Source organism: Streptomyces drozdowiczii, assembly GCF_026167665.1.
Taxonomy (GTDB): Bacteria; Actinomycetota; Actinomycetes; order Streptomycetales; family Streptomycetaceae; genus Streptomyces; species Streptomyces drozdowiczii_A.
This window is the reverse complement of sequence record NZ_CP098740.1, coordinates 57,842-78,501: the sequence shown is the minus strand read 5'-3', so window position 1 is coordinate 78,501 and position 20,660 is coordinate 57,842. Positions and strand designations below refer to the sequence as shown.

At 69.9% G+C, this 20,660-nt stretch carries 19 protein-coding genes and 6 pseudogenes; 15 read left to right on the top strand and 10 right to left on the bottom strand.

Annotation, left to right across the window (positions count from 1 at the left end; genetic code table 11):
- Window positions 1-194: 194 nt before the first annotated feature.
- On the bottom strand, window positions 195-605 hold the full coding sequence (locus tag NEH16_RS00395; protein WP_265538407.1) for a hypothetical protein: 411 nt from the start codon (window positions 603-605) through the stop codon (window positions 195-197).
- A complete protein-coding gene (locus tag NEH16_RS00390) occupies window positions 605-1,036 on the bottom strand; it encodes a hypothetical protein (RefSeq protein ID WP_265538406.1) in 432 nt (143 codons plus the stop codon). The genes NEH16_RS00395 and NEH16_RS00390 overlap by 1 nt, the downstream gene beginning before the upstream one ends.
- Window positions 1,037-2,374: 1,338 nt before the next feature.
- Here NEH16_RS00390 and NEH16_RS00385 point away from each other — a divergent pair.
- The 4 genes and pseudogenes from NEH16_RS00385 (at window position 2,375) to NEH16_RS00370 (ending at window position 6,062) form a co-directional block, all read left to right on the top strand.
- Window positions 2,375-3,615 (top strand): annotated as a pseudogene (locus NEH16_RS00385) (IS110 family transposase).
- Window positions 3,616-3,667: 52 nt separating this feature from the next.
- Window positions 3,668-4,012 (top strand): hypothetical protein, encoded by a 345-nt coding sequence (locus tag NEH16_RS00380; RefSeq protein ID WP_265538405.1) that lies wholly within the window; start codon window positions 3,668-3,670, stop codon window positions 4,010-4,012.
- 548 nt (window positions 4,013-4,560) lie between these two features.
- Window positions 4,561-5,490, top strand: a complete 930-nt coding sequence (locus tag NEH16_RS00375) for a hypothetical protein (RefSeq protein WP_265538404.1) — start codon at window positions 4,561-4,563, stop codon at window positions 5,488-5,490.
- 236 nt (window positions 5,491-5,726) lie between these two features.
- On the top strand, window positions 5,727-6,062 hold the full coding sequence (locus NEH16_RS00370; protein ID WP_265538402.1) for a lysine transporter LysE: 336 nt from the start codon (window positions 5,727-5,729) through the stop codon (window positions 6,060-6,062).
- A gap of 35 nt (window positions 6,063-6,097) precedes the next feature.
- On the opposite strand, the pseudogene NEH16_RS00365 reads toward NEH16_RS00370, so the two are convergent.
- A pseudogene (locus NEH16_RS00365) lies at window positions 6,098-6,852 on the bottom strand (transposase); the annotation flags it as partial.
- Between NEH16_RS00365 and NEH16_RS00360 the strand changes: the two are divergent.
- Together NEH16_RS00360 and NEH16_RS00355 are read left to right on the top strand one after the other, a co-directional pair.
- Window positions 6,845-6,994: a hypothetical protein gene (locus NEH16_RS00360; protein ID WP_265538401.1), complete on the top strand. Its 150-nt coding sequence runs from the start codon at window positions 6,845-6,847 to the stop codon at window positions 6,992-6,994. The pseudogene NEH16_RS00365 and the gene NEH16_RS00360 sit on opposite strands and share 8 nt — an antisense overlap.
- A gap of 22 nt (window positions 6,995-7,016) precedes the next feature.
- Window positions 7,017-7,280 (top strand): hypothetical protein, encoded by a 264-nt coding sequence (locus NEH16_RS00355; RefSeq protein ID WP_265538400.1) that lies wholly within the window; start codon window positions 7,017-7,019, stop codon window positions 7,278-7,280.
- Between the two features lie 283 nt (window positions 7,281-7,563).
- Here NEH16_RS00355 and NEH16_RS00350 read toward each other — a convergent pair whose 3' ends face one another.
- Both NEH16_RS00350 and NEH16_RS00345 read right to left on the bottom strand, forming a co-directional pair.
- Window positions 7,564-8,001, bottom strand: a complete 438-nt coding sequence (locus NEH16_RS00350) for a DUF4259 domain-containing protein (protein ID WP_265538399.1) — start codon at window positions 7,999-8,001, stop codon at window positions 7,564-7,566.
- A 56-nt stretch (window positions 8,002-8,057) separates the two neighbouring features.
- A pseudogene (locus tag NEH16_RS00345) lies at window positions 8,058-8,342 on the bottom strand (transposase); the annotation flags it as partial.
- Here NEH16_RS00345 and NEH16_RS00340 point away from each other — a divergent pair.
- On the top strand, window positions 8,308-8,658 hold the full coding sequence (locus tag NEH16_RS00340) for a hypothetical protein (protein ID WP_265547495.1): 351 nt from the start codon (window positions 8,308-8,310) through the stop codon (window positions 8,656-8,658). The pseudogene NEH16_RS00345 and the gene NEH16_RS00340 overlap by 35 nt on opposite strands.
- Here the strand turns inward: NEH16_RS00340 and NEH16_RS00335 are convergent.
- A complete protein-coding gene (locus NEH16_RS00335; RefSeq protein ID WP_265538398.1) occupies window positions 8,621-9,229 on the bottom strand; it encodes a hypothetical protein in 609 nt (202 codons plus the stop codon). The genes NEH16_RS00340 and NEH16_RS00335 overlap by 38 nt on opposite strands.
- Before the next feature lie 415 nt (window positions 9,230-9,644).
- Here NEH16_RS00335 and NEH16_RS00330 point away from each other — a divergent pair.
- Window positions 9,645-10,730: pseudogene (locus NEH16_RS00330) on the top strand (integrase core domain-containing protein).
- 257 nt (window positions 10,731-10,987) lie between these two features.
- Here NEH16_RS00330 and NEH16_RS00325 read toward each other — a convergent pair.
- The 3 genes and pseudogenes from NEH16_RS00325 to NEH16_RS00315 all read right to left on the bottom strand — a co-directional run bounded on the left by NEH16_RS00325 (window position 10,988) and on the right by NEH16_RS00315 (window position 13,519).
- On the bottom strand, window positions 10,988-12,715 hold the full coding sequence (locus NEH16_RS00325; RefSeq protein ID WP_265538397.1) for a protein kinase domain-containing protein: 1,728 nt from the start codon (window positions 12,713-12,715) through the stop codon (window positions 10,988-10,990).
- Window positions 12,716-12,822: 107 nt separating this feature from the next.
- A pseudogene (locus tag NEH16_RS00320) lies at window positions 12,823-13,134 on the bottom strand (FtsX-like permease family protein); the annotation flags it as partial.
- A 145-nt stretch (window positions 13,135-13,279) separates the two neighbouring features.
- Entirely contained in the window at window positions 13,280-13,519 is a 240-nt protein-coding gene (locus tag NEH16_RS00315; protein WP_265538396.1) for a hypothetical protein, read from the bottom strand.
- Window positions 13,520-13,724: 205 nt separating this feature from the next.
- Here NEH16_RS00315 and NEH16_RS00310 point away from each other — a divergent pair, with 205 nt between their 5' ends.
- The 5 genes and pseudogenes from NEH16_RS00310 to NEH16_RS00295 all read left to right on the top strand — a co-directional run bounded on the left by NEH16_RS00310 (window position 13,725) and on the right by NEH16_RS00295 (window position 17,844).
- On the top strand, window positions 13,725-14,498 hold the full coding sequence (locus NEH16_RS00310; RefSeq protein WP_265538395.1) for an XRE family transcriptional regulator: 774 nt from the start codon (window positions 13,725-13,727) through the stop codon (window positions 14,496-14,498).
- A pseudogene (locus NEH16_RS33595) lies at window positions 14,419-15,102 on the top strand (M20/M25/M40 family metallo-hydrolase); the annotation flags it as partial. The gene NEH16_RS00310 and the pseudogene NEH16_RS33595, both read left to right, overlap by 80 nt.
- Window positions 15,087-15,704, top strand: a complete 618-nt coding sequence (locus tag NEH16_RS00305) for a peptidase dimerization domain-containing protein (RefSeq protein ID WP_265538394.1) — start codon at window positions 15,087-15,089, stop codon at window positions 15,702-15,704. The pseudogene NEH16_RS33595 and the gene NEH16_RS00305, both read left to right, overlap by 16 nt.
- Before the next feature lie 138 nt (window positions 15,705-15,842).
- Window positions 15,843-16,013 (top strand): hypothetical protein, encoded by a 171-nt coding sequence (locus NEH16_RS00300; protein WP_265538393.1) that lies wholly within the window; start codon window positions 15,843-15,845, stop codon window positions 16,011-16,013.
- Window positions 16,014-16,095: 82 nt separating this feature from the next.
- On the top strand, window positions 16,096-17,844 hold the full coding sequence (locus NEH16_RS00295; protein ID WP_265538392.1) for an asparagine synthase-related protein: 1,749 nt from the start codon (window positions 16,096-16,098) through the stop codon (window positions 17,842-17,844).
- A 19-nt stretch (window positions 17,845-17,863) separates the two neighbouring features.
- On the opposite strand, the gene NEH16_RS00290 is transcribed toward NEH16_RS00295, so the two are convergent.
- Window positions 17,864-18,055, bottom strand: coding sequence for a hypothetical protein (locus tag NEH16_RS00290; RefSeq protein ID WP_265538391.1), 192 nt, complete (start codon window positions 18,053-18,055; stop codon window positions 17,864-17,866).
- An 80-nt stretch (window positions 18,056-18,135) separates the two neighbouring features.
- Here NEH16_RS00290 and NEH16_RS00285 point away from each other — a divergent pair, with 80 nt between their 5' ends.
- A complete protein-coding gene (locus NEH16_RS00285) occupies window positions 18,136-18,543 on the top strand; it encodes a lasso peptide biosynthesis B2 protein (RefSeq protein ID WP_265547016.1) in 408 nt (135 codons plus the stop codon).
- A gap of 183 nt (window positions 18,544-18,726) precedes the next feature.
- Window positions 18,727-20,613 carry an ABC transporter ATP-binding protein gene (locus tag NEH16_RS00280; protein WP_265538390.1) on the top strand — a complete coding sequence of 629 codons (1,887 nt, stop codon included), beginning with the start codon at window positions 18,727-18,729 and terminating at the stop codon, window positions 20,611-20,613.
- Window positions 20,614-20,660: the final 47 nt, after the last annotated feature.

Here is a 20,660-nt window from a genome sequence, read left to right as displayed (position 1 = left end):
AGAGCGCGGCGGGCGGGCCCAGTCTCCCATGCGGCACGGGCAGCTGATCAGCGCCTACCCCGGGTCACCGCAGGTCAGATCCGACTCACCCCCTTCCCAACCCGCACCCGGCAGTACCTCCGCCGTCACCCACCCCAAGAAGCCGCCGACGCCCAGACGTGACCCACGGACCCGAGGAATCTGAAACGAGGCCGTCATGCCGCCTGCACCCACCGCTCAGCGACCACCCGCATCGGCCACACGGTCCGGCTCCGCCGCTTCCGCCACGCCACCGCCGACACCCCCACCCGCTCCGCAGCGGCATGCGCCCCGGCCCGGGTCTCATCCGCGATCACCCGCGCCCGGTCGGCGTTCATTTGGCCCGTGTCCACAGCCCAGACCAGGAGCTCCACCAGCTCACCTCGGGCACCCTCGACGCCTTCGCCGTCCCGCAGCAGTCCCGCCCTCGCGGCCTGCCGTTCCAGGACGTTCGGCCACGCCACGGCAGCCGGGTCGTCGTCCGCCGGCGCACCGTCCAGCACCTCGTCGAGGAAGGGAACCAGCACGGCGCCGGACTCGGCGCCATCGGCCTTCAGCTTACGACTGGCCAGGTGCAGCGTCTCCATCAACAGGTTCGACGCGGCCCCGCTCTCGCGCCCGAGCGGAAAGCGGCGCACGACCTGAAGAGGCTCGCGAGGACCACCTGCCCGGTCTCGTCGTAGTCCCGCCCCGCGATCAGACGACGCGTCAACCGCATCGCCGCGGGCAGCAGCATCGCCTGCACCACCACCCGCGCCGCGAGCAACGCCCCCGCCCCCTCGCCGGCCGCCCGCTCCAGCAGCACCCGAAGCCACCGGTCGCTGTGCACGCGCCCCCGCGCCCAGTCCCGGTGGCTGAGCTCGGCAAGGACCTCCGCCAAGCCGCCCACCACCGCGGAGTCCTCAGGGTGGACTCCGCTCTCACGCAGCCACCCGAGCACCGCCGCCGTGTTACCCGGCTCGGCACACACGACCGCCCACTCGGCGTTCAGCGACTCAAAAACCCGCGTTCCGTTCATGCCGAGAATGCTTCTCGGGACCCCCGACCCAATCGCTGACCCGAACCGTCGAATGCGCAGGTCAGAAGGTTGCCCAAATGCTGACCCCGGTCAGACACGGTGACGGGGTCAGCGGGTCAGCGGCCCGGAGGTGTCCCCGAACGGCGCCGAACGAGGGCGTGCGGAGCAGGCTGACCGGAGATGCCTTCCGCCTGTCCTGCAACGTCCAGGCAGAACTCCACGACGAATTACGTGCCGACGACGCCGGTGAAGCACCAGGCACACGGGTAGGCGGCCCTCCATCGAACCGAGATGCGAGGGGGCGGGGCATGGGGCTGGCGGCGAGGCACTGGCCAGATGGAGCGGTAGGGAAGATCACCGCCGTTGTACTGCTGGTGTTCCTGATCGGGATGTTCGCGTGGGGGGTCTGGCGCACGCGGCGGTCCCGCCGGTAGACGAGCGGGCCGAGGAGCCGGTCTCGCGCGGCAGCCCACGAGGCCGCTCGTTCGTTGACCTGCCCGGGGTCGGCACGTCGGCATCGTCCCGTCGTCTGTGTCGCCCTCCAGCGGGTCGGCGTACGCGGCGACCGCCCGCTCAAGGCGCTTCCGCTCGCTGCGGGCCTCGCTCAGCCGTAGCCGGGTTTCCTTGCTCTCTCTATGACGTCGGCGGGCAGTTGCAGGCGGTTGGCGATCGGGGCGTGGGAGATCACCGGGTACAGGTCGTTCGCGGGCTGAGACCTGCCCGCTCCGAGCCGTCGAAGCGTTCGTGCGGACCGCTCGCGCGCCGGCATCGTTGGCCGGCTGTTGGTTGCTCAAACGGTTGCCCGAAGGGTGGACTTGCAGGGCGTCAAACTCATGTTGCGATTGGGGTTGCTCAACAGGTTGCATGTGGAAAATCCAGGAGGGTCCTCCACTGCAGATCAGGGGTCTTGGGTCAGCCTTTCCTTCGGGCGACACCTCTAATTCGTAAGCAATTAGAGGTTCTCGATCTCTAGCTCTCCTGGCGGGCTGTGCTCTGCCGGGGCAGGACGTGTGTGGTCCGGTCGGTGCTGTGGTGACCCCTACGACACCTCCGACCGGTTAGGTCTGTGAAAAGACCGGTGGCACTGTGGTGCCGGCCGGTCCTCGCACGTTCTGCCTCCAAGGAGGCGTCGGGTTCGAGATCCTCGCTGGATGAGCTGCCGCACGGTAACGCGTTTTTCCTCACGAGCCTTGAGCGCTGGACACGGCGTGCGCCCGTGCGGTCCGGCGGTGCCGCGCACGGCTGATGAGGTGGCGGGCCTTGGAGCCCTGGAATTAGTGCGCCGTGCGGTCCCGCGTGCTCGCGTTCGAGAACAGCACCGGCGAAGGGGCGGGACCTATGGATGTGTTTTGCGGGATCGACTGGGCGGAAGGGCACCACGATGTCGCGATCATCGACAACACCGGCAATCTGCTGGCGAAGTGCCGCATCGACGACGACCTGGGCGGCTACCAGCTTCTGCTCGATCTGATGGCTGAGCACGGCGACAGCGCCGAGACGCCGATCCCTGTTGCGATCGAGACCAGCCGCGGCCTGCTGGTTGCCACCTTGCGAACCGGTGACCGGCAGATCTTTGCGATCAACCCGATGGCGGCCTCCCGCTACCGCGACCGGCACGGCGTGAGTAGCCGCAAGAAGCCCGACCCGGGAGATGCCTTGGTCCTGGCGAACATCATTCGCACGGACATGCCGATGCACAGGCCGCTGCCCGATGACAGCGACCTGGCCCAGGCCGTCGCCGTTCTCGCCCGCGCTCACCAGGACGCGGTCTGGAATCGGCAGCAGGTCGCCAATCAGCTCCGCTCGCTGCTGCGCGAGTACCTCCCGGCTGCCCTGGACGCATGGCGGCACAAGGCGGGCGGACTGGCGCGGGCCGATGCGCGGAAGATCCTCGCTGCGGCGCCGACCCCGACCGCGGCCGCCGAGCTGCCGCTGTGGAAGATCAAGGTGATGATGCACAGCGCCGGCCGAAAGCGCGGCATCGACGAGGACGAGCGGATCCAGAGTCTGTTCCGGCAGTCGGCCGCCCGGCAGTCGCCGGCGGTGGAGGAAGCCACGGGTATCCAGGTCAAGGCGCTGTTGGTCCAGCTGAACGCGGTCTGCAAGGCCGTCGACGAGCTCGCGAAGGCGGCCGAGCGGACCTTCCGGAGCCACTCCGACGCACCAGTGATGCTGAGTTTCCCGGCATCGGCCCCGGAGTCGGCGCACGCCTCCTGGCCGAGATTGGCGACGACCGCAAACGCTTCGCTACCGCCGGTGGACTCAAGGCATACGCGGGAGCATCGCCGATCACCCGAGCCTCCGGCAAGCGCAAGTACGTCGGACGGCGCTTCGTGAAGAACAACCGGCTCAACCACGCCGGCTACCTGTGGGCCTTCGCCACCCTCACCCACCCCAAGGGGGCCAACGCCCACTACCGGCGACGACGTGAGACGGGGGACTGGCATGCCCAGGCCCTGCGGCACCTGTTCAACCGGATGCTCGGCCAGCTTCACCACTGCCTCCTGGCACATGTCCCATTCGACGAAGCTATCGCCTCCCCCTCAGAGCCCCAGACAGCAGTGACAGCTACTGCGTGATCACGAGTGCCCCGTCTCTCCGCTCCCGTTCGACGGGCGGCAGGATGTGCGGATGGCGAAGAGCGAGAAAGAACTGCTGGTTCTGCTGCGCGAGCTCGACGACCCGCAGCGGCTGGAACGGCCGCTCCGTTACGACCGCAGGTCGGTCGGCCTCAAGTTCGGCAGGCTGGTGCGTCGGCTTGAAGCAGATTTTGGGACCTCGCGTGAGTCCGAGCGGGATACCCAGGACTCCAGCGAGTACGGTCGCGTCCGCGTGCCTGCGGAGGCAACAGCCGAGGGGATGCGGATCGTGGTCTGCGTGAGCAAGTTCGGCTCTCTCGCAGAGGTCTGCGCAGACAATCCTGGGGCCTTCCTCGGCACGGCTGGCCCACGAGGAGGGGGCGCTGGACCTCGGTGACCTCGCCACCGTGGAGCGGGCGCTCGCCGATCTTGGCTACGTGAGTGTCCCCGAGGAACTGCTGGAGAGCGACTACGAGGGCCCCAGCGCGCTGGAGCACTTTGCTGCACGGCCCACCTGGTGGACACGGTTCTTCGGCCTCTGGTGACGCACCCGCCCGGCCTCCCTCACCAGCTTGTGAGCGCCCTCTGCGGCCGAGGACGGCCCCTCGGCCGGGGAGTGAGAGGGGCCCAACAGCGTGCGTCTTGACGGCTTAACCGCATGAGGTGTCTTCCCGGAAGGGGAAGAGACTTCTTTCTTTTCCTCCTCCCGCGTCGGCTGAGGGATCGAGGGCTGACGATGTGACTGCGGACAACGCTTCAAGGCGTTGTCCGTGAGGGAGGGGGCGACTGCTATGTCAGCCGGTACCGAAACGTGTTCGATAACCGAAGCCTCAACTAGGGGGTTACGGGCGGCGCTTCCTCTCCGCCGGCGCGAGCCGGACACCGGACCAGAAGAGCCCCCCGCCACTGAACCCTCCCACCTGGGAGGCCGAGTGCAGGAGCAGCATGCCGAAGACCGCATACATCTACGTCCCCGCGCCCTCGAGGAAGAATCTCGAGATCGGCCTTGACCGCGGCCTGTGGGGATGGAAGAGCGCCACTCTCGACCGGGCAACTGGCCGCCCCGACGTTCAAAGCCTCGAAGCAGGCGACTACCTCGTCCTCGCCCACATCGGCCCTCAGGCCCGTGTTCCCGTCGGCGGCTGGGCCAACGCCACGCTCAAGCGTGTCATTGTCACCCAGGTCACCCAGCCCTACTTCCAGGACACCACGCAGGTCTGGCCGGACGACACCTACCCCGAGCGCATCGGGATCGACCTCCTCGCCGACGAAGCCAACGTCACCGGGCAGACCCTGGGTGACCAGGCCGCCGAAGCGCTCCGGCTGTCGGCCAACAAGCAGGGCGCGGCGCTCGTCTACCCCGGCACCGCCGCCCTCGCCCAGTTCAGCACCGAGCTTCCGACCACCGACCACGGCGAAGAGAAGCAGCAGCCGCAGCTTTCCAACGAACCCGAGACCGTGTCTCACAACGGCGCCGACAGTGCACTGGTTGAGGTCCTGGTCCGCCGTGAACAGAGCAAGCTCCGCAAGAAGATGCTCAACGGTGCAGACACCTTCACCTGCGCGCTGTGCGGACGCCACCTCCCGGCCCGATTCATCCGGGCCGCTCACATCAAGCGCCGCAGCCAAGCCAGTCGCGAAGAAAGACTCCAGCTGTCGAACATCATGCCCGCCTGCCTCCTGGGCTGCGGCGAACTCTTCGAGCACGGGTACATCCACGTCACCGAAACCGGTCACGTAGCGGTCAGCGACAAGGCCGGCGAGCACCCCGCGCTCAAGGAAGCCGCCGACCCTCTCGCGGGCAACCCGGTCGGCGGGTACAGCGAACACCGGGCTCCGTACTTCGCCTGGCATCGCACCCACATCGTCCAGTAGAGCGTCCTGCCCGCGAGGTTCCCTGCCGGTACCGCGCCAGATCACTCGGCCCAGAGGCCCTACGCTCTCAGCGCCGCGGCGCCTCCCGCTGCCCGCGGGGGCCTCTATATCCTTCGTCAAGGTGTAACCGTGTGCCGCGGTCGGCGACTCTTGAGTACCCCGGCAACCATTCCGGCTCGGCGGGGGTCCTCCATACCAGGCCCCGCTCGGGCCATCGACGCAGAGGGAGGAGCGTCATGAAGGTCCGCAGGGCAGCGAAAGGCGTCGGCGACTTCCTGGTCGAGACGCTGGGAGAAACCGTCGCCGAGGTGATCCTCAGCCTGCTCGCCTGTGCCCTGCTCGGATGCCTGGCTCTGATCGCCTACCTGAGCTGGTCCCTCAGCCCGCGCTTCACCATCGCGGGGGCTGGGCTGCTCAGCCTCCTCCTCGCCCACGGCGCCTGGCAGACCTTCCGCACTCCCGCGAAGCGGCGCCGTCGGGGCCTCGCCGCCCTGACCGCTGCCGGTTTCACCGTGACCGCCATGACGGTCCTCTTCCTGCTGCTCTACTCCACAGGGTGCGACTGCCTGTGAGGCCGTTTGGTTCAGCTACGCAAGTCCGAGGCCGGTCATGCGGTAGTTGTTTCGGGGACGCGTGACTCGTAGAAGGTGCCGTCGCGGAGCATGGCGAACAGGACGCTGATGCGTTGGCGGGCGAGGCGGAGGAGGGCCTGGGTGTGGGTCTTGCCGCGGACCCGTTGCTTGTCGTAGTAGGTGCGGGAGGCGGGGTCGGCGTTCATGCAGGCGAAGGCGGAGGGGAACATGGCGCGTTTGAGCTGCCGGTTTCCGCCTCGGGGTGCGTGTTCGCCATGGATCGAGATCCCGGACTGCCTGGCGGCGGGGGCGAGTCCGGCGTAGGAGGCGAGGTGGGCGGCGGTGGGGGAGCTGGCCCCGTCGCCGACGGTGACCAGCAGGACGGCGGCGCTCCTGACGCCGACGCCGGGCATCGACGTCAGGACCTTCGTAAGAGGGTGGGCCTCCAGCGGGCTGTTGATCTGGGCTTCCATCGCCCGGCGCTGGGTGTGGACGGCGGCGAGCTGGCCGGCTAGGGAAGGAATCACGATGTCCAGAGTGCCGGTCCCGGGCACCACCGCGGTCTGCTCGTCCAGAGCGTCGAAGACCTCGTCGATCAGTCGCGTGGCCAGCGCGGGGCCTTGGGGCGGACCAGCTCGAGGAGTCTGCGACGTCCGGCTTTGCGAAGCGCGGCCGGGGATCCGTAGCGCTCCAGCAGCCAGGTCGCGGCCTGGTGGTCCAGGCGCGGTCCGAGGACGCGTTCGAGGCTGGGGTGGAACTGGGTGAGCAGGCCGCGTATCCGGTTGGAACTCGCCACCGAGCTGCCCGCCGCGGCCCTCGCCCGCACCCTCGGCATCGACATCACCGTCGCCGTCAAATTGCAGCGAGCCGCCGCCGGAGACTGGGCCGCCTACGCAGCCGAAGTCAGCCGCCGAACAACCACCAAGAAGTAATTGATCATGCCGTTTCCGCACTATGACGCTGTACTGCGACATCGACGGGGTCATCCGGCACTGGCCCGCTGCAGATCCGCTCGAACAAGCGCATGGCCTGCCGCTCGGCGCGCTTGCAGCCACGGCCTTCGCACCAGCACGTCTCCAGCCCGCCATCACCGGCAAGGTCACCGACGAGGAATGGCGGTCCGCAGTCGCCGCCGACCTCACCGACACCTACGGATCCCGCGAGCGCACACTCGCCGCGGTCACGGCCTGGTCAGATCTCCTCCCCGCCGCAAGGTGAAGGACACCGAGGGCAAGGCGCAGCCGATCTGGCGCACACGCTGGAACACCCCCCCGGCACGGGGCTTGAGAACCCGTACCCGTCGGTGCTGTTCGTGTTCAACCAGCTCGGTGCCCGCAACCCCGAGCGCACCGTTGCGCGCCTGGCTGCTCTCACCCGGCACCTGTGGGTCGGAACCAAGGACTACGACGAGGACTTCCACCACTACGACAAGAAGATCTGGCTTTGTCCACGAGTATGGGTTCTGGCTCAACTCCTGTGGTCCGTGACTGTCGGTCACCGATCAGACCTCGAAAAGGGCTTCCCGTTGTGGCGGGATCGGAGGGTCAAGGACATTGCGGAGGCGGGTGATGTCCTGGCGCCACTTCGACCAGTTCGCGGCTTCGGCCCACAGCTCGGCGAGTTCAGACCGGTTGGAGACCACTTGGTCCAGGGCGTCGACGGCGAGCATCCGAAGGTCTGCAGGCAACTCCGGTAGCGGCTCTGATGGGCCATAGTTCGAACACGCCGGATCGCCGTCAGGATGCTGGGCGACGACCAGGGCCGCCGCGCCCACGGCTCGCTCGCCGTCGTAGATTCCCAGGAAGTCCGCCGGCCCGGCGGCGCGCTTGAGCACGTCGCGGATCATGGCTTCGCGTTCTTTCAGTGCTGCCTCGTCCAGGTCACCGGCGAAGTCGGCGGCGGTGTCGTTGTCGAAGGGGCCGATGTCCCAGGTGCCCATGTCTCTCCTCGTGCGGTCGCGTCTGAGGATCGTCGCACTGGTCACTGACAGTGCGCTCAGGAGGCAAGCAGTACCCGCGTGCGCAGGAGGTTGAAGCCAGCGCGTCCGTACACCTGCCGCTTGATCATTTTGATGCGGTTGACATGGCCTTCGACTGCGCCCGAGCTCCAGGGCAGGGTGAGACCGGCGATGCCGGCATCGCGGTCGCGGTCGATGCCGGCGGCAAGGGTATGGAGACTGGGCAGATCGTCCTGCCGGACGGCGGCGCGCCAGTCCGGGAGACGCTCGCCCTGGCGCTCGGTCAGCATGACCGCGAAGGCGCAGACGTGTCGGGATCGAGCTGTTGGAAAACATCCGTCGAAACGTCCGTCTCGATCCGTCGATCTCGCAACGGGCGTTGGCGGCAAGATACGGCGTTCACCGCCAAAACCGTCGAAGCACACCGTCGAGCGGATCCAGAAGCGTCTGGCCGAGGAGCATGACTTCGACCTGGCGTCGTATTCCACTCTGCGCAACTACGTCCGCAAATGGCCGCCGGAAATCGTGGCAGAGGACCGTGAGGGCCGCCAGCATCTGGAGGAACTGATGCCCCAAGCACACCTCGCTGATCTTGAACCTTTTACTCGACAGGGAGCCGTCGCCGGCCCTCCGGGGTGAAGGTGAAGGTCTGGCGGAAGGGCCCCGGTCCGAAGCGCACTGCAAGCAGAAGGGGTTCTTCGTACGGAGGTGGCCATGATTGCTCGGCGTCCGAAGCACTGCCGTTCCAGAGATGGAAGGACACCATCGGTTCCTCCGGGTTCTCAGTCAGGTAGCCGAGGGTCTTGCCGTAGAAGGGGTTGTTACTGCCGAACAACATGGACGGGGTACCGAACTCGTCGACGACGTCCGACCACACGCGGTCCTCGCCCGCCCACTGGCGGACCGCACCTTGCAGGACTGCGTGTTCGCCCCGGTCGAGTACGCGGTCGGGCTTGAGCCAGCCGCGGCGGTGCGCGAACTCGGCATACACCGAGGCGATGCCGTATTCGTAATAGCGCTCCGGGATCAGATTGCGGAACACGCCCGCGACGCCGGTGCTGGACCAGGCGCCGCGCTCTTCCCAGACCCGCTGCTGCTCGGCCAATGCCGCGGGCTGGCACTCCACGAACAGCAAGTGATCCATCAGCATGCGCAAGGCCAGCTCCGACTCCCTCCCGAACATTCCGGGACGGCGCAGGGCGAGATTCAACTGATCGACGAGGTACGCGCGTATGTCGTCGGAGGCTGCAAGCGATCTGGAAGTAGGCACCCCACAGTCTCGCGCAAATGCCGCCGGGTCGCGTCACGTAGGTGCCGCTGAGGCCCTCTCCGCTGTGATCGGCCGCCGCCAGCCGGGCCTCGCCCAGGGACAGGCCGTTCATCTCCCGCAGCGCACGCAGAACTGGTACAAGAATGCCGCCCGTGCCGGCCAGATGCAGCCGAACCGCCCCGTGCTCAGCCAGCAGTGCCTGTCTGACTTCCCGGGGCGCCGGCCCTGTACATGTCTCGCACCACCCCTCGGGGCACTCCTGCCACCGTCCCTCGATGCTGTGGGGCTCGTAAAGTCATCGCTGCAGGTGGGGCCCGCGGGAGAGGCGTTCGCTGGCGGCTGGGATGCTACGCGGGTGATCATCTCGACGGTGTATCGGATCACCCGTGCGTTGCTATCCGTGCCGGGCGTCCTGCTGCGCCGGCACACGGCCAAGGACGCCGAACTGCTGGTGCTGCGGCATGAGAACGCGGTGCTGCGACGGCAACTCGCTGGTCCGGTCCGTTACGAGCCCGCGGACCGGTTCTGGCTGGCCGCGCTGTCGTCGCTGATACCGCGGTGCGACTGGGGGCGGGTGTTCCCGGTCACCCCGGGGACGCTGTTGGCCTGGCACCGCAGGCTGATCGCGAAACGGTGGGACTACTCCGACCGACGTCGGCGCACCGGCCGCCCACCGACGGCCGTCGCGCTCAAGAAACTGGTGCTGCGTCTGGCGCAGGAGAACCCGCGGTGGGGTCACCGGCGGATCCAGGGTGAACTGGCCAGGTTGGGGCATTCGATCGCGCCGTCCACGGTCTGGCAGATCCTGCACGCGGCTGGCGTCGACCCGGCCCCGCGTCGCACCGGCCCGAGCTGGCGGGAATTCCTGACCGTCCAGGCCGAGGGGATCGTCGCGGCGGACTTCTTCCACATCGACACGATCACCGGCAAGCGGCTGTATGCGCTGGCGTTCCTGGAACACGGCACGCGCAAACTGCACATCACCGGCGTGACCGCGCACCCGACCGCCAAGTGGGCGGTCCAGCAGGCCCGCAACCTCACCGCCGACCTCGGCACCCGCGTCGGGTCGGTCCGATTCGTGCTGCGCGATCACGACAGCAAGTACACCGAGCCCTTCGACGCCGTCTTTCGAGGCCGAAGGCATCGACGTGCTGCTCAGCGCACCCCGAGCGCCGCGGATGAACGCCCACTGCGAGCGCGTCATTGGCACGATCCGCCGAGAGGTGCTCGACCACGTCCTGGTCATGAACGAGGCCACTTCCGACGCGTACTTGCCGAGTACCAGCACCACTACAACGCCCACCGACCGCACCGATCACGAGACCAACGGCCACCCGAAGCCGCGCACCAGCAGCCGGACCGGTCCGTGGGTACGCCGGGCAAGCTCCTACGGACGCGCATCCTCGGCGGAGTCATCAACCAGTACCAGTACGTGGCTTGAGCTGCAGCGATTACTTTTCGAGCCCCACAGCCGCCGGCTCCGTCACCCACGGGGGTCTCCACCCTGGTTCATGAATCCGTCGATCACGCCGTACAAGACGGTGCCGTCGTAGAGGGAAATTCCACTTCGAGTCGCTGTGCGCGGAGTTCGCGGGTCCGGGCGGTGCCCTGCTCTTGCCGCACGCCGCGCTGATGGCGCGTGGCCGGGCCTGACGATGCCGGCCCGCGTGCACGGGCCGCGCCCATGGGCCCGACCGGTCAGGCGGCACTGCCTCCGCTCTTCGGACCCTTCAGCCGGACCGTGCCGGCCAACGACGCCAGGCAGCCCAGGACGTAGAACCACTGGCCTGATTCGAGGAAGGACAGGTTCGCCTCCGCATGGAGGCCCAGATAGATGTAGAGGGCGAGGAGTCCTCCGGCGAGGCTGGTCGCCAGGTAGTGCAGGCGCCGGGCAGGGCGAGGAACCGGGCCCGTCGGGAAGCGGCGCAGCTGTACCAGCACGGCGACGCAACTGGTGAGGGCGAGCCCGATGACGACCACGAACGGCCAGGTGCCGCCGAACGGCCAGTCGGACGTCCACCACGGCCACCAGTCGGAGATCAGATACCCGAATACGGTTGCGTTGTAGCCGAAGGGAAGGCACAGGGCCAGCACGAAGGCGATGCAGGCGACCGAAAGGAAGAGGACGCGACGCACGGTCCAGAGGTGCGGCAACGCGGCCGGCGCGACTGGCGTGGCTGCGGCCGCTGCCTCGCTCGCGAGCGCGGGACGGGGGCTGGGCGCTTTGGTCGCCTTCCGCGGCGGGGTCGGCGACGCACCGGCTTGTGTCGCTTTCCGCGGCCCGGCCGGCTTGGCACCCTCCGCCACCGTCTTCCGCGGCCCGGCCGGCGATGCACCTGGCGCGGCACGCCGCTGCGGCTCGGCGTAGACCGTGGAGGGTTCGGGGACCGGAGCGGCAGCCGTCGGCTTCGGACGGGCGGGCTTGCGAGGGGACGCGGGTGCCTTCCTGGGCCCGCGCGTCGCGCCGGCAGCCGGAACGGCCGGAGCCGGAGCGGCCGGTGAGGGAACCATCGGCGTGGGAAGCGCCGCTGACGTGACGGTGGCCAATACGGCCGCCGCGACCTGGTCGGGCAGCCACGCGGCGGTGTCGGTGACGATCTGCGTGGGGGTGTAGATTGCGTCGCCCGTCATGTCGGCGAGTTCCCTGATCAGGGTGTTCACGCCCGGGCGCTGCGCCGGTTCCTTGGCCAGACAGCGGGCGACGATCTCCAGGCCTTGGCCCGGCAGCCCCTCCAGGCGCGGTTCCTCGTACGCGATGCGGAAATTGAGCGACTGCGCGGAGCCGGTTCCGAACGGGCCGGTGCCGGTGGCCGCGTAGGTCAGCACCGCGCCGAGCGCGAACACGTCGGTGGCGGCCGTCACGGCGTCGCCGGTGAGTTGTTCGGGGGACATGAATCCGGGCGTTCCCACCGCGGTCCCCGCGTGCGTGAGGACGGTGGCCTCGGCCGCCACGGAGATGCCGAAGTCGACGACACGGGGTCCGTCGGGGGCGATGAGCACGTTCGACGGCTTGAGATCGCGGTGGATCAGACCGGCCTCGTGGATCGCTTCGAGTGCTTCGGCCAGTCCCGCTCCGAGCGCACGCACCGAGGCCACCGGCCAGGGACCGTGCGCGGCGACCGCCTGGTCCAGCGCCATGCCGGGCACGTAGGCGGTGGCCAGCCAGGGCGGTGACCCATTGGGATCGGCGTCCACCAGCGCGGCCGTGAAGAATCCCGTGACCTTCCGGGCAGCGGCCACCTCCCGGGCGAACCTGCGCCGGAACCCGGGATCATCGGCCAGTTCCGGCCGCACCACCTTGACTGCGACCAGCCGTCCGCTGGGCGAACGGCCCATGTACACGCGGCCCATCCCGCCGGCCCCCAGCAGGCCCGCGATGCGGTACCGGCCCACCTGCTGCGGATCGGTCGGCTTCAGCGCCTCCACCAGGCTCCCCCTGACTCCCCCGGATCACCGTGCAGGCGCCATTAGACACCAAGCGATCACCGGCGCCCCACGTCACCGACGAGGAGGTCCCCGCTGTATAGCCGGTGTCAGGACTGGCGCTCACGCAACACGGCGCGAGCGGGGAGGCTGACGGCGAGCAGGCCGAGGCTCACAGCGGTCGCGGTGATGGCGGTGCCCAAGACCACGCCCGCCACGCCCACCAGCAGTCCCTCCCAGCGGAGCATCCGCATGACCTGGAGTCGGGTGGCGCCGACGAGGCGGAGCATGCCCAGTTCGCGGCGTCGGGCGAGGACGGTCATCACCAGGGTGTTGGCGGCGGCGGCCGCGAAGCCACCGGGGGCACCGGCCATCGTGTAGTTGGCCCAGGCGTTGAGCTCGCGCTCGGTGTCCTGCCCGACGCAAACGGGCAACCGCTTCCACGCAGCTGGCCAGGGAGGGTGACATGGCCGCCATTCTCGCCCCAGTGAGGCCGAGGAGTCCTGTTGGCGGGCAGGGATGTCACGAGGCGCTGTGGACAGGGGCGGTGCCGTGCACGTGCCAGTCCTACAGGTCCCGGGCGCTGTTCAGGCTGGGGCACCAGGTGACCTTGCGGCCGTCGCGGCAGATCTCGCTGGCACCCGGCGCACAGGTGCACACCAGGCGGAACTGCGTTGCACGCGAGGGCACGACCGCCTGCACGATCCGGCCCCGGTGCGCGCCGTGGGTGACATCCAGCCGGTCGACCGCGTCCATCGTGCGCCAGACCCGGCCGTCGGGCAGCGTGTACGACTTCTGCTCCGCCACCTTGAATATTCGAGGCAGACGGACCACTCGGCGTGACGGCACCACAGAACTTGAGCCAGAACCCTTGAAGTGAACGAAGCCAGAGACTGCCGAACGGGACGGCACTGAAGGCTCCGAGCGCCCAGGATCTGCGGACCGCGCTGAACCGTCTGCGGGCGGGGAAGACTGGCGGGTACTGCCGGTGGATGGGGAGGGGGCGGTCGTTGTGGCCGCAGCCAGTAGCACGGACTCGGCGCTCAAGCGGGCCCGGCTCGCGTTGAACATGACGCTGGAGGAGGCCGCCGACGTCTTGAACGCGATCACGGGCGGGGCGACGGACGCGAGCCTGATGAGCGCGTGGGAGTCGGGTCGGCGTCGTACGGGCAAACGGAACCGGTCCGGTCTGTGCCGGGTGTACCGCGAGCGCCCGGAGGTGCTGTTCGCCCACCAGGACGGCGCGGCCACCAGCTTGCTGGAGACCTCCGGCACCACCGTGGTGGTCAAGGTCCTGACCCGCTGGACCGACCTGGTCGAGGCGATGGTCGACGTCGTCGCCGGGGCGCGCGAGCAGCTGGTCGTCACCGGCTCCCGCAGCAGGGAGAAGGCGTATCTGGCGGCGATCGAGACGGCCGTGGCCCAGCAGCCGGATCTGGTCCACTACCGCGTGCTGTACGGACCGCCCCGTCATCGGGCGCTCGCCGATCACCTGCTGCGGCTGCTGGAGCTGCGCGATCCGTCCGCGCGACGCAACGGCATCAAGACGCTCCACATCGGGATGGTGGAGCCCACGGAGGCGCTGGAACGCTTCTTCGTCGCCTCCGAGACGGCGGCGGTGGTGCCGCTGCCCTCGTTCCACGGGGCAGAGGGCTTCGACTGCGGTGTCTTACTCGGTCGGGAGGCTGCGGTGGGTCTGGTCCACCATGGGCGGGAGGCGTGCGCCTCGGCGCGGCCGGTGGAGACGATCGAAGCCGTCCGCACGCTGCCGGTACGGCATAACTAGGGGGCGAGGGAGAAGCGTGATCGAGGATCTTCAGCAGGCGGCCCAGGTTCGAACGGCGTCCGTGGTCGAGCTGGCGAGCGAACTGATCCGCCGTCCGAGCCGGGCGGGGATCGACGACTACGGGCCCGTCCTGACGGTGCTGGAGGACTGGCTCGCCGCCCGCGCGCTGCCGCACCGGCGCCTTCACGAAGCGGCAGGCGCCCTGGTGGGGCTTTTGGTGGAGGTTCCCGGCAGCCGTCCGGGGCCGTGGTGGACGCTGGACGCGTGCGTGGACACCGCCCCGTACGGCGACGAGTCCGCCTGGTCGTTCCCGCCGGCCTGCGGCGACGTCGTGGACGGCTGGCTGCGCGGCCGGGGCGCAGCGGACTCCAAGCTCGCCGCCGCGATGTTCTGCCACATCGCCGCCGACCTCGCCCCCCGCGCCGCCGAGCTGGCCGGCGGGCTCGCGGTGCTCCTGGACGTGGATGAGCACACCGGCGGCTTCGGCGGCGCCCGCGCCTACCTCACCGACCCCGCTGCGGCCCGCCCTGCCGGGGTGATGATCGGCTACCCCGGCATGGACGAGGTCGTGGTTGGTGGCCGCGGCCTGTGGCGGGCAACGATCACCGTGCACGCCCCTCCGGGCACTCCGGCTCCAGCAAGACCGTCATCGGCGCGATCACCCGCGGCGCCCACCTCGTACGGCTCCTGGACACCGCCGAACTGCCCGGCGTGGACGACGGATCGGGGTTTCCGCTGGCGCCGAAGCTGTCGGTCACCGCCTTCCACGGCGGCCAGGGCTTCTCCGTCACCCCCGACCGGGTCGATATCAACGTGGACGTCCGCACCACCCCCGGCTTCGACGCACACGACGCCGAGACACTCGTGCGCAAGGCCGTCGCCGAACTCGACGCGGAGCTGCCCGCACCGGCACCCACCGAGGTCACCCCGGTCGCTGCCTGGCCGCCGTTCCGTCTCACCGAGGACGAACAGCCCGCCGCCGCCCTCCTCGACGCCGCCACGGCGGCCGGGCTGATGGTGCGGGCGAAGACGGCGGGCCCGTCGAACATCGGCAACCTGCTCGCCGGGGAGGGCATCGCGGCCACCGCCGGTTTCGGGGTGCCGTACGAGGGCCTGCACGGCATCGACGAACGCGCTCACCTCGCCGAACTCCCCACGGCGTACGCCGTCTACCACAGGGCTGTCCTCGACCTTCTCGGAGGCTGACGTCCCAAGCGCGTCCCATCTTCCTCCCAGATCCGCTCCCAGTAAGTCCCCATCTCCGTCTCTGGGAACACCTCTTCTATCGCGGTGACATAGAGGCAGCACCACCGAAGCATCCACCGCGACACAGGAGGCCGCGTCATGACCGAGCAGACCATCCACGCCACGAACCCCGCAATCGAGGACGCCCCCGCCGCAGCGCCGCGCACCGGCAGCTTCGCGCCACAGCTCAGCGCCCACCCGGTGGCGATCCTCACCCTGGGCCGCCAGGTGTTCAACGACTCGGACAAGTCCAACTACTTCGAGGGCTGACCAGCCCGGACACCACCGAGCACTCCGGGGGCCGGCCGTACGACGGCCGGCCCCTGGGCGCGTCTGAAGGGGAGGCGAACAGATGGAACGGGAGTGGATGGCCGGCGGTACTGCCGCCGGAGGCGGGATCGAGATCGTAGGGCTCGGGGGTGTGCGCCGGGCTCCGGCCGCGCGAGTACGTGCGGCCTGCGAGGGGCTGGTGGCGCTCGCGGTCGTGGGCGACAGCCCGGTCACCGAGCAGGATCTGCGTGGCCTGCTTCCGGCTGTGCGGGCGGGCCGGTGGGCGGAGCTGACCCGCTGGCCGGGCTCGTACTGGGTGGTCGCGAGCGACGGGCGGCAGCACTTCGTGTCCGGAGACCTTGCCGGGATCCGAGCCGTCTACTACACGCCGCATCAGGAGGGGACGGCGTGGGCCAGCGAACCGGGTCTGCTGGGGCGCCCGCTCGTGCCGGACCTGCCGTTGCTGGCGGCCCGGCTCGCGGCGGGGGAACACCACTGGCCGCACCACAGCACGTACGAGCAGATCCCGCAGGTGCCCGGCGGGTCCGGGCTGCTGCTCGCACCCGGGGCGCCGCCGCAGCTCGTCGACATCGCGGGTGTTGAACCCGCCTACGAGCTGCGCGAGGGCGCCGAGCGGTTCGGCCGAGCGTTCACCGACGCCGTCCAGCACCGCGTCCGCGCCGCCGGCGCGGTGGTGGGCGCGGACCTGTCCGGCGGGCTTGACTCTTCGGCGGCCGTCGTCCTCGCCGCCGGTGTCGGGACCGTGCACGCGGTGACGTACACCGACGGCTACACCAGCGGCGAGGACATGGCGTTCGCCGCCCGCGTCGCCGAACACACCGCCGCCCGGCATACGCTCGCCACCGGCAGCGCCGAGCAGCTGCCCTTCGGCTTCCCGCCCGGGCAGCCGACCGGGGCGGAGCCGGTGCTGGAGGCCGCGATGTACGCCATGGACACCGCCTACCTGCACCCCGTACGAGGGCTGCCGCTGCACCTGACCGGGCACGGCGGGGACATCGTGCTCGACGCCTCCAGCTCCTGCTGGGTCCGCCTCCTCCAAGACGGCCGGCGCCGCGAAGCCCACCGGCAGGTCGTCGCGTTCGCCCGGCTGCGCAATACCGCCCCTGGCCCGTACTGGAAGGCCCTAAAAAATGCGGCTGCCCTGGGCCACAGCGGTTCCCTGGTACGCGCGGCCGAGGCCCTGGAGCGCGGGCCCGTCACCACGCAGGCCACGGTGGCGGGCTGGTCGTGGTGCCGTCTCGGGGCCGGGGCATCGTGGCTCACGGCGGCCGGGCGTCACCAGGTCGCCGTGCTGCTGCGGCAGGCCGCCCGGCACCGGCGGCAGCCGGAATTGGCGGACGAGTTCGACCAGTGGGCCGCCCTGCGATCGAGCGGCGCCTCCGCCCGCGGCTGGACCCCGTACGCCGAGAAGCTTGTTGTGAGGCCGGTGTACCCGTACCTGGACAACGAGGTCGTCCGGGCCGCGTTCGCTGTGCCGGCGCTTGCCCGGCGCGGGCTGGTCTCCTACAAGCCCCTGCTGCAGGCCGCGCTACCACAGCTCCCAGACTGGCTGACCTCGCGCCGCTCGAAAGGATCGTTCACAGCCCAGCGCATCGCCGGACTCGCCCGGCACCAGGGCCTGCTCGACAAACTGATCATGTCGAGCCCGCTCGCGGCCGGAGGGCTCATCGACCACGCCGCGGTACGCGTGGCGCTCGCGCAGGCGGCCCGAGGACAGAGCGCCACAGTGATCGCCGACCTGCACCAGCTGATCGTGACCTGCTGGTGGCTCACCAGCCAGACGGCCGCCAAGGAGGTGACAGCGTGCTGACCTGCGCCCCTCAAGTCCATCACGCCACAGGCCCGTACGGCACGGCGGTGCTCGACATCAAGCGCGGGAGTTGGCTCATGCTCGATCCGGACGCCGCGAAGATCTGGCACGCCATCACCGTCCGCGGCGGCACCGCCGGGCTCGCCGACGAGATCGCCGTCCCCACCGGCCAGAACCCGACAGTGGTCGGCGAGCGGATCGCCGCTTTCATCAACGAGCTCCTGGTTACCGGCGTGCTCGTCGACACCGCCCGCCCGGCCCGGCGAAAGAGGGGTGGTGGCGGTGACAGTCATGGTCCCCACCGCCCGGCCCACCGCGCCGAGGCTCGACCGCCTCGTCGCGGCCGTAGCGCTCGCCCTGTCCCTGGCGATGAGCCGGTGGCCGCTGCGCTGGCAGATCGCCGCCGTACGGCTCCTGCGCGGCCTGCCGTACGCGCGCCACGCCCGGATCGAAGCCCTCTACACGGCGGTGCTTGCGGTGATCCCCTCCTGGTGGCCGGGCCGCATCGCCTGCATGGAGATCAGCCTCGCCACCGTCCTGGCGACCGCGCTGACCGGCCGCCGGGCCCGCTGGGTGCTCGGCGCGCGGTTCCTCCCTGACGCAGCGCACGCCTGGGCCGAGGTCCCAGGCGGCGCGGTCGGCCGGGACATAGGCGACGCCATCGACCGGCCGTGGATGCCGGTCCTCGCCGTGCCGTAGACGGCCGCCAGAGCTGCCTGGTCCGGGGCTGGCCCATGCCTCCCCGCCCCGGACCACGGCATCACTCGAACGAGCGAATGTCGAGCAGTGAAGCTGACGGCAGGTCGGGGCGACCAGGGCCGATGGGCAGCGTGCGGAACAATCCCGTTGCCCGCCCTCCCGGTCCGGTTCCCTCATGGGGGCGTGAGTTCTTCTGTATCTTCGCCGTCCGTATCCGGCGCGGGCCAGCCGCCCATGATGCGCCTGGCCTCCGACCGGCACTTCGAAGCGAGCGCCAACCTGTCCACATGGGCGATAGCGCGCCGGCTGCCCCGCACCCTCGCCGAGGCGGCCCGGCTCGGCTGGCACACCGACCACCGCGCCGTCCTGGCCCTGCTCGCCTGCCAGATCGGCTCCGCCGCGCTCACCGCGACCGCGCTCGCAGCCACCACCCGCGTGCTGGCCGCCGTGTTCACCGGCGGCGACATCCTCTCCTCTCTGCGCGACAACCTGACCGCCGTGGTGGTCATCGCCGTCGCCACCTCCGGGCGCTACCTGCTCGACGCTGTCGCCCGCGCGGCCGCGGCCCGGCTCGCGCCCAAAGCCGTACGCGAAGCCGACCTCCAGGTCATCACCGCCGCCACCGCCGCCGAACTCGTCGCGTACGAGGACCCGGACTTCGAGGACGCCCACGCCGCCGGCTCCGACGGCGCGGAGAAGACCGGCGACCTCATCCTCGACGCCCAACTGCTGACCTCCGCCGCAGCCCAGATGGCCGCCGCGGCGACCGTCGTCACCGTGCTGCACCCGGTGATGCTGCCTCTGCTGGTCCTCTCCGTCGTGCCGTGTGCGTGGGGCGCCGTGCGCGGGGCGCGGATCGAGCACGCCGCCCACCACCGCAACCTCGCCGACTGCCGGCTGCGCAACGTGTTCCGCTCCTACACCACCGAGCGGAACACGGCCGACGAGGTCCGGGCGGGCACCATGGCCGGGTTCCTGATCCGGCAGTACCGGATCGTCTCTGGCCGCCTGGAGGCCGAACAGCTCAAGGCGACCCGGCAGGCCCTGGTGGTCCAAGGCGTCGGTGACGCGCTCACCGCGGTGGGCACCGTCGTCACGTGGGCCGTGCTCGTGCTCCTGGTGGCGAGTGGCCGCATGGAGCTCGCGGTCGCGGGGACCGCCGCTTTGGCGGTGCGGACCTCGGGAGCGGCGCTCGCCACGACGGTGCGGGCGGGGGCTCGGCTGTTCCGTACCTCGCTGTCCCTGGACGACTGGGCCCGTTTCCTGGCCGTGGCCAAGCCGTGGACGACCCGGCGCGGCACCGCGACCGTCGCCGAGGACGGGCCGCAGGTCATCACCGCCGAGGGCGTCTCCTTCACGTATCCCGGTGCCAACGCGCCCGCGCTCGACGGCATCGATCTGGACCTCAAGCGCGGCGAGGTCATCGCCCTCGTGGGCGAGAACGGCGCCGGCAAGAGCACTCTCGCTCGCCTCCTGACCGGCCTGTTCCTCCCAACCAGCGGGTCTGTGCGGTGGGACGGTGTGGACCTGGCGGACGCCGACCCGGCCAAAGTGCTTGCCCAGGTCGCGCTCGTCCCGCAGGACTACACCCGCTGGCCGCTGGCCGCCCGCGAGAACATCACCCTCGGCCAGCGCCGCCCTGAAGGCGACACCGCCGTACACGCCGCCGCCGAGGCAGCCGGCGCCGACAGCGTCATCGCCGCCCTCCCACACGGGCTGGACACGTCGCTGGCTCGCTCCTGGTGGGGCGGACACGACCTGTCAGGCGGGCAGTGGCAACGCGTCGCGGTCGCCCGAGCCTTCCACCGCGACGCCCCCGTCCTCGTGATGGACGAGCCGACCGCCGCACTCGACGCCCGCGCCGAACACCGGATCTACACCCGGCTCAAGGCCCTCGCCGCGGGCCGGGCCACGGTGTTCATCACGCACCGGCTGGCCAACACCCGCCTCGCCGACCGGATCATCGTCCTCGACCATGGCCGGATCTCGGAGACGGGCACGTACGACGAGCTGATCGACCAGGCCGGAGACTTCTTTGAGATGCTGAAACTGCAGGAAGACCGCTGCTGATCCGTCCCTTTGTAGAGGGCCAGGCACTCTCAGTCCGAACCAGGTTT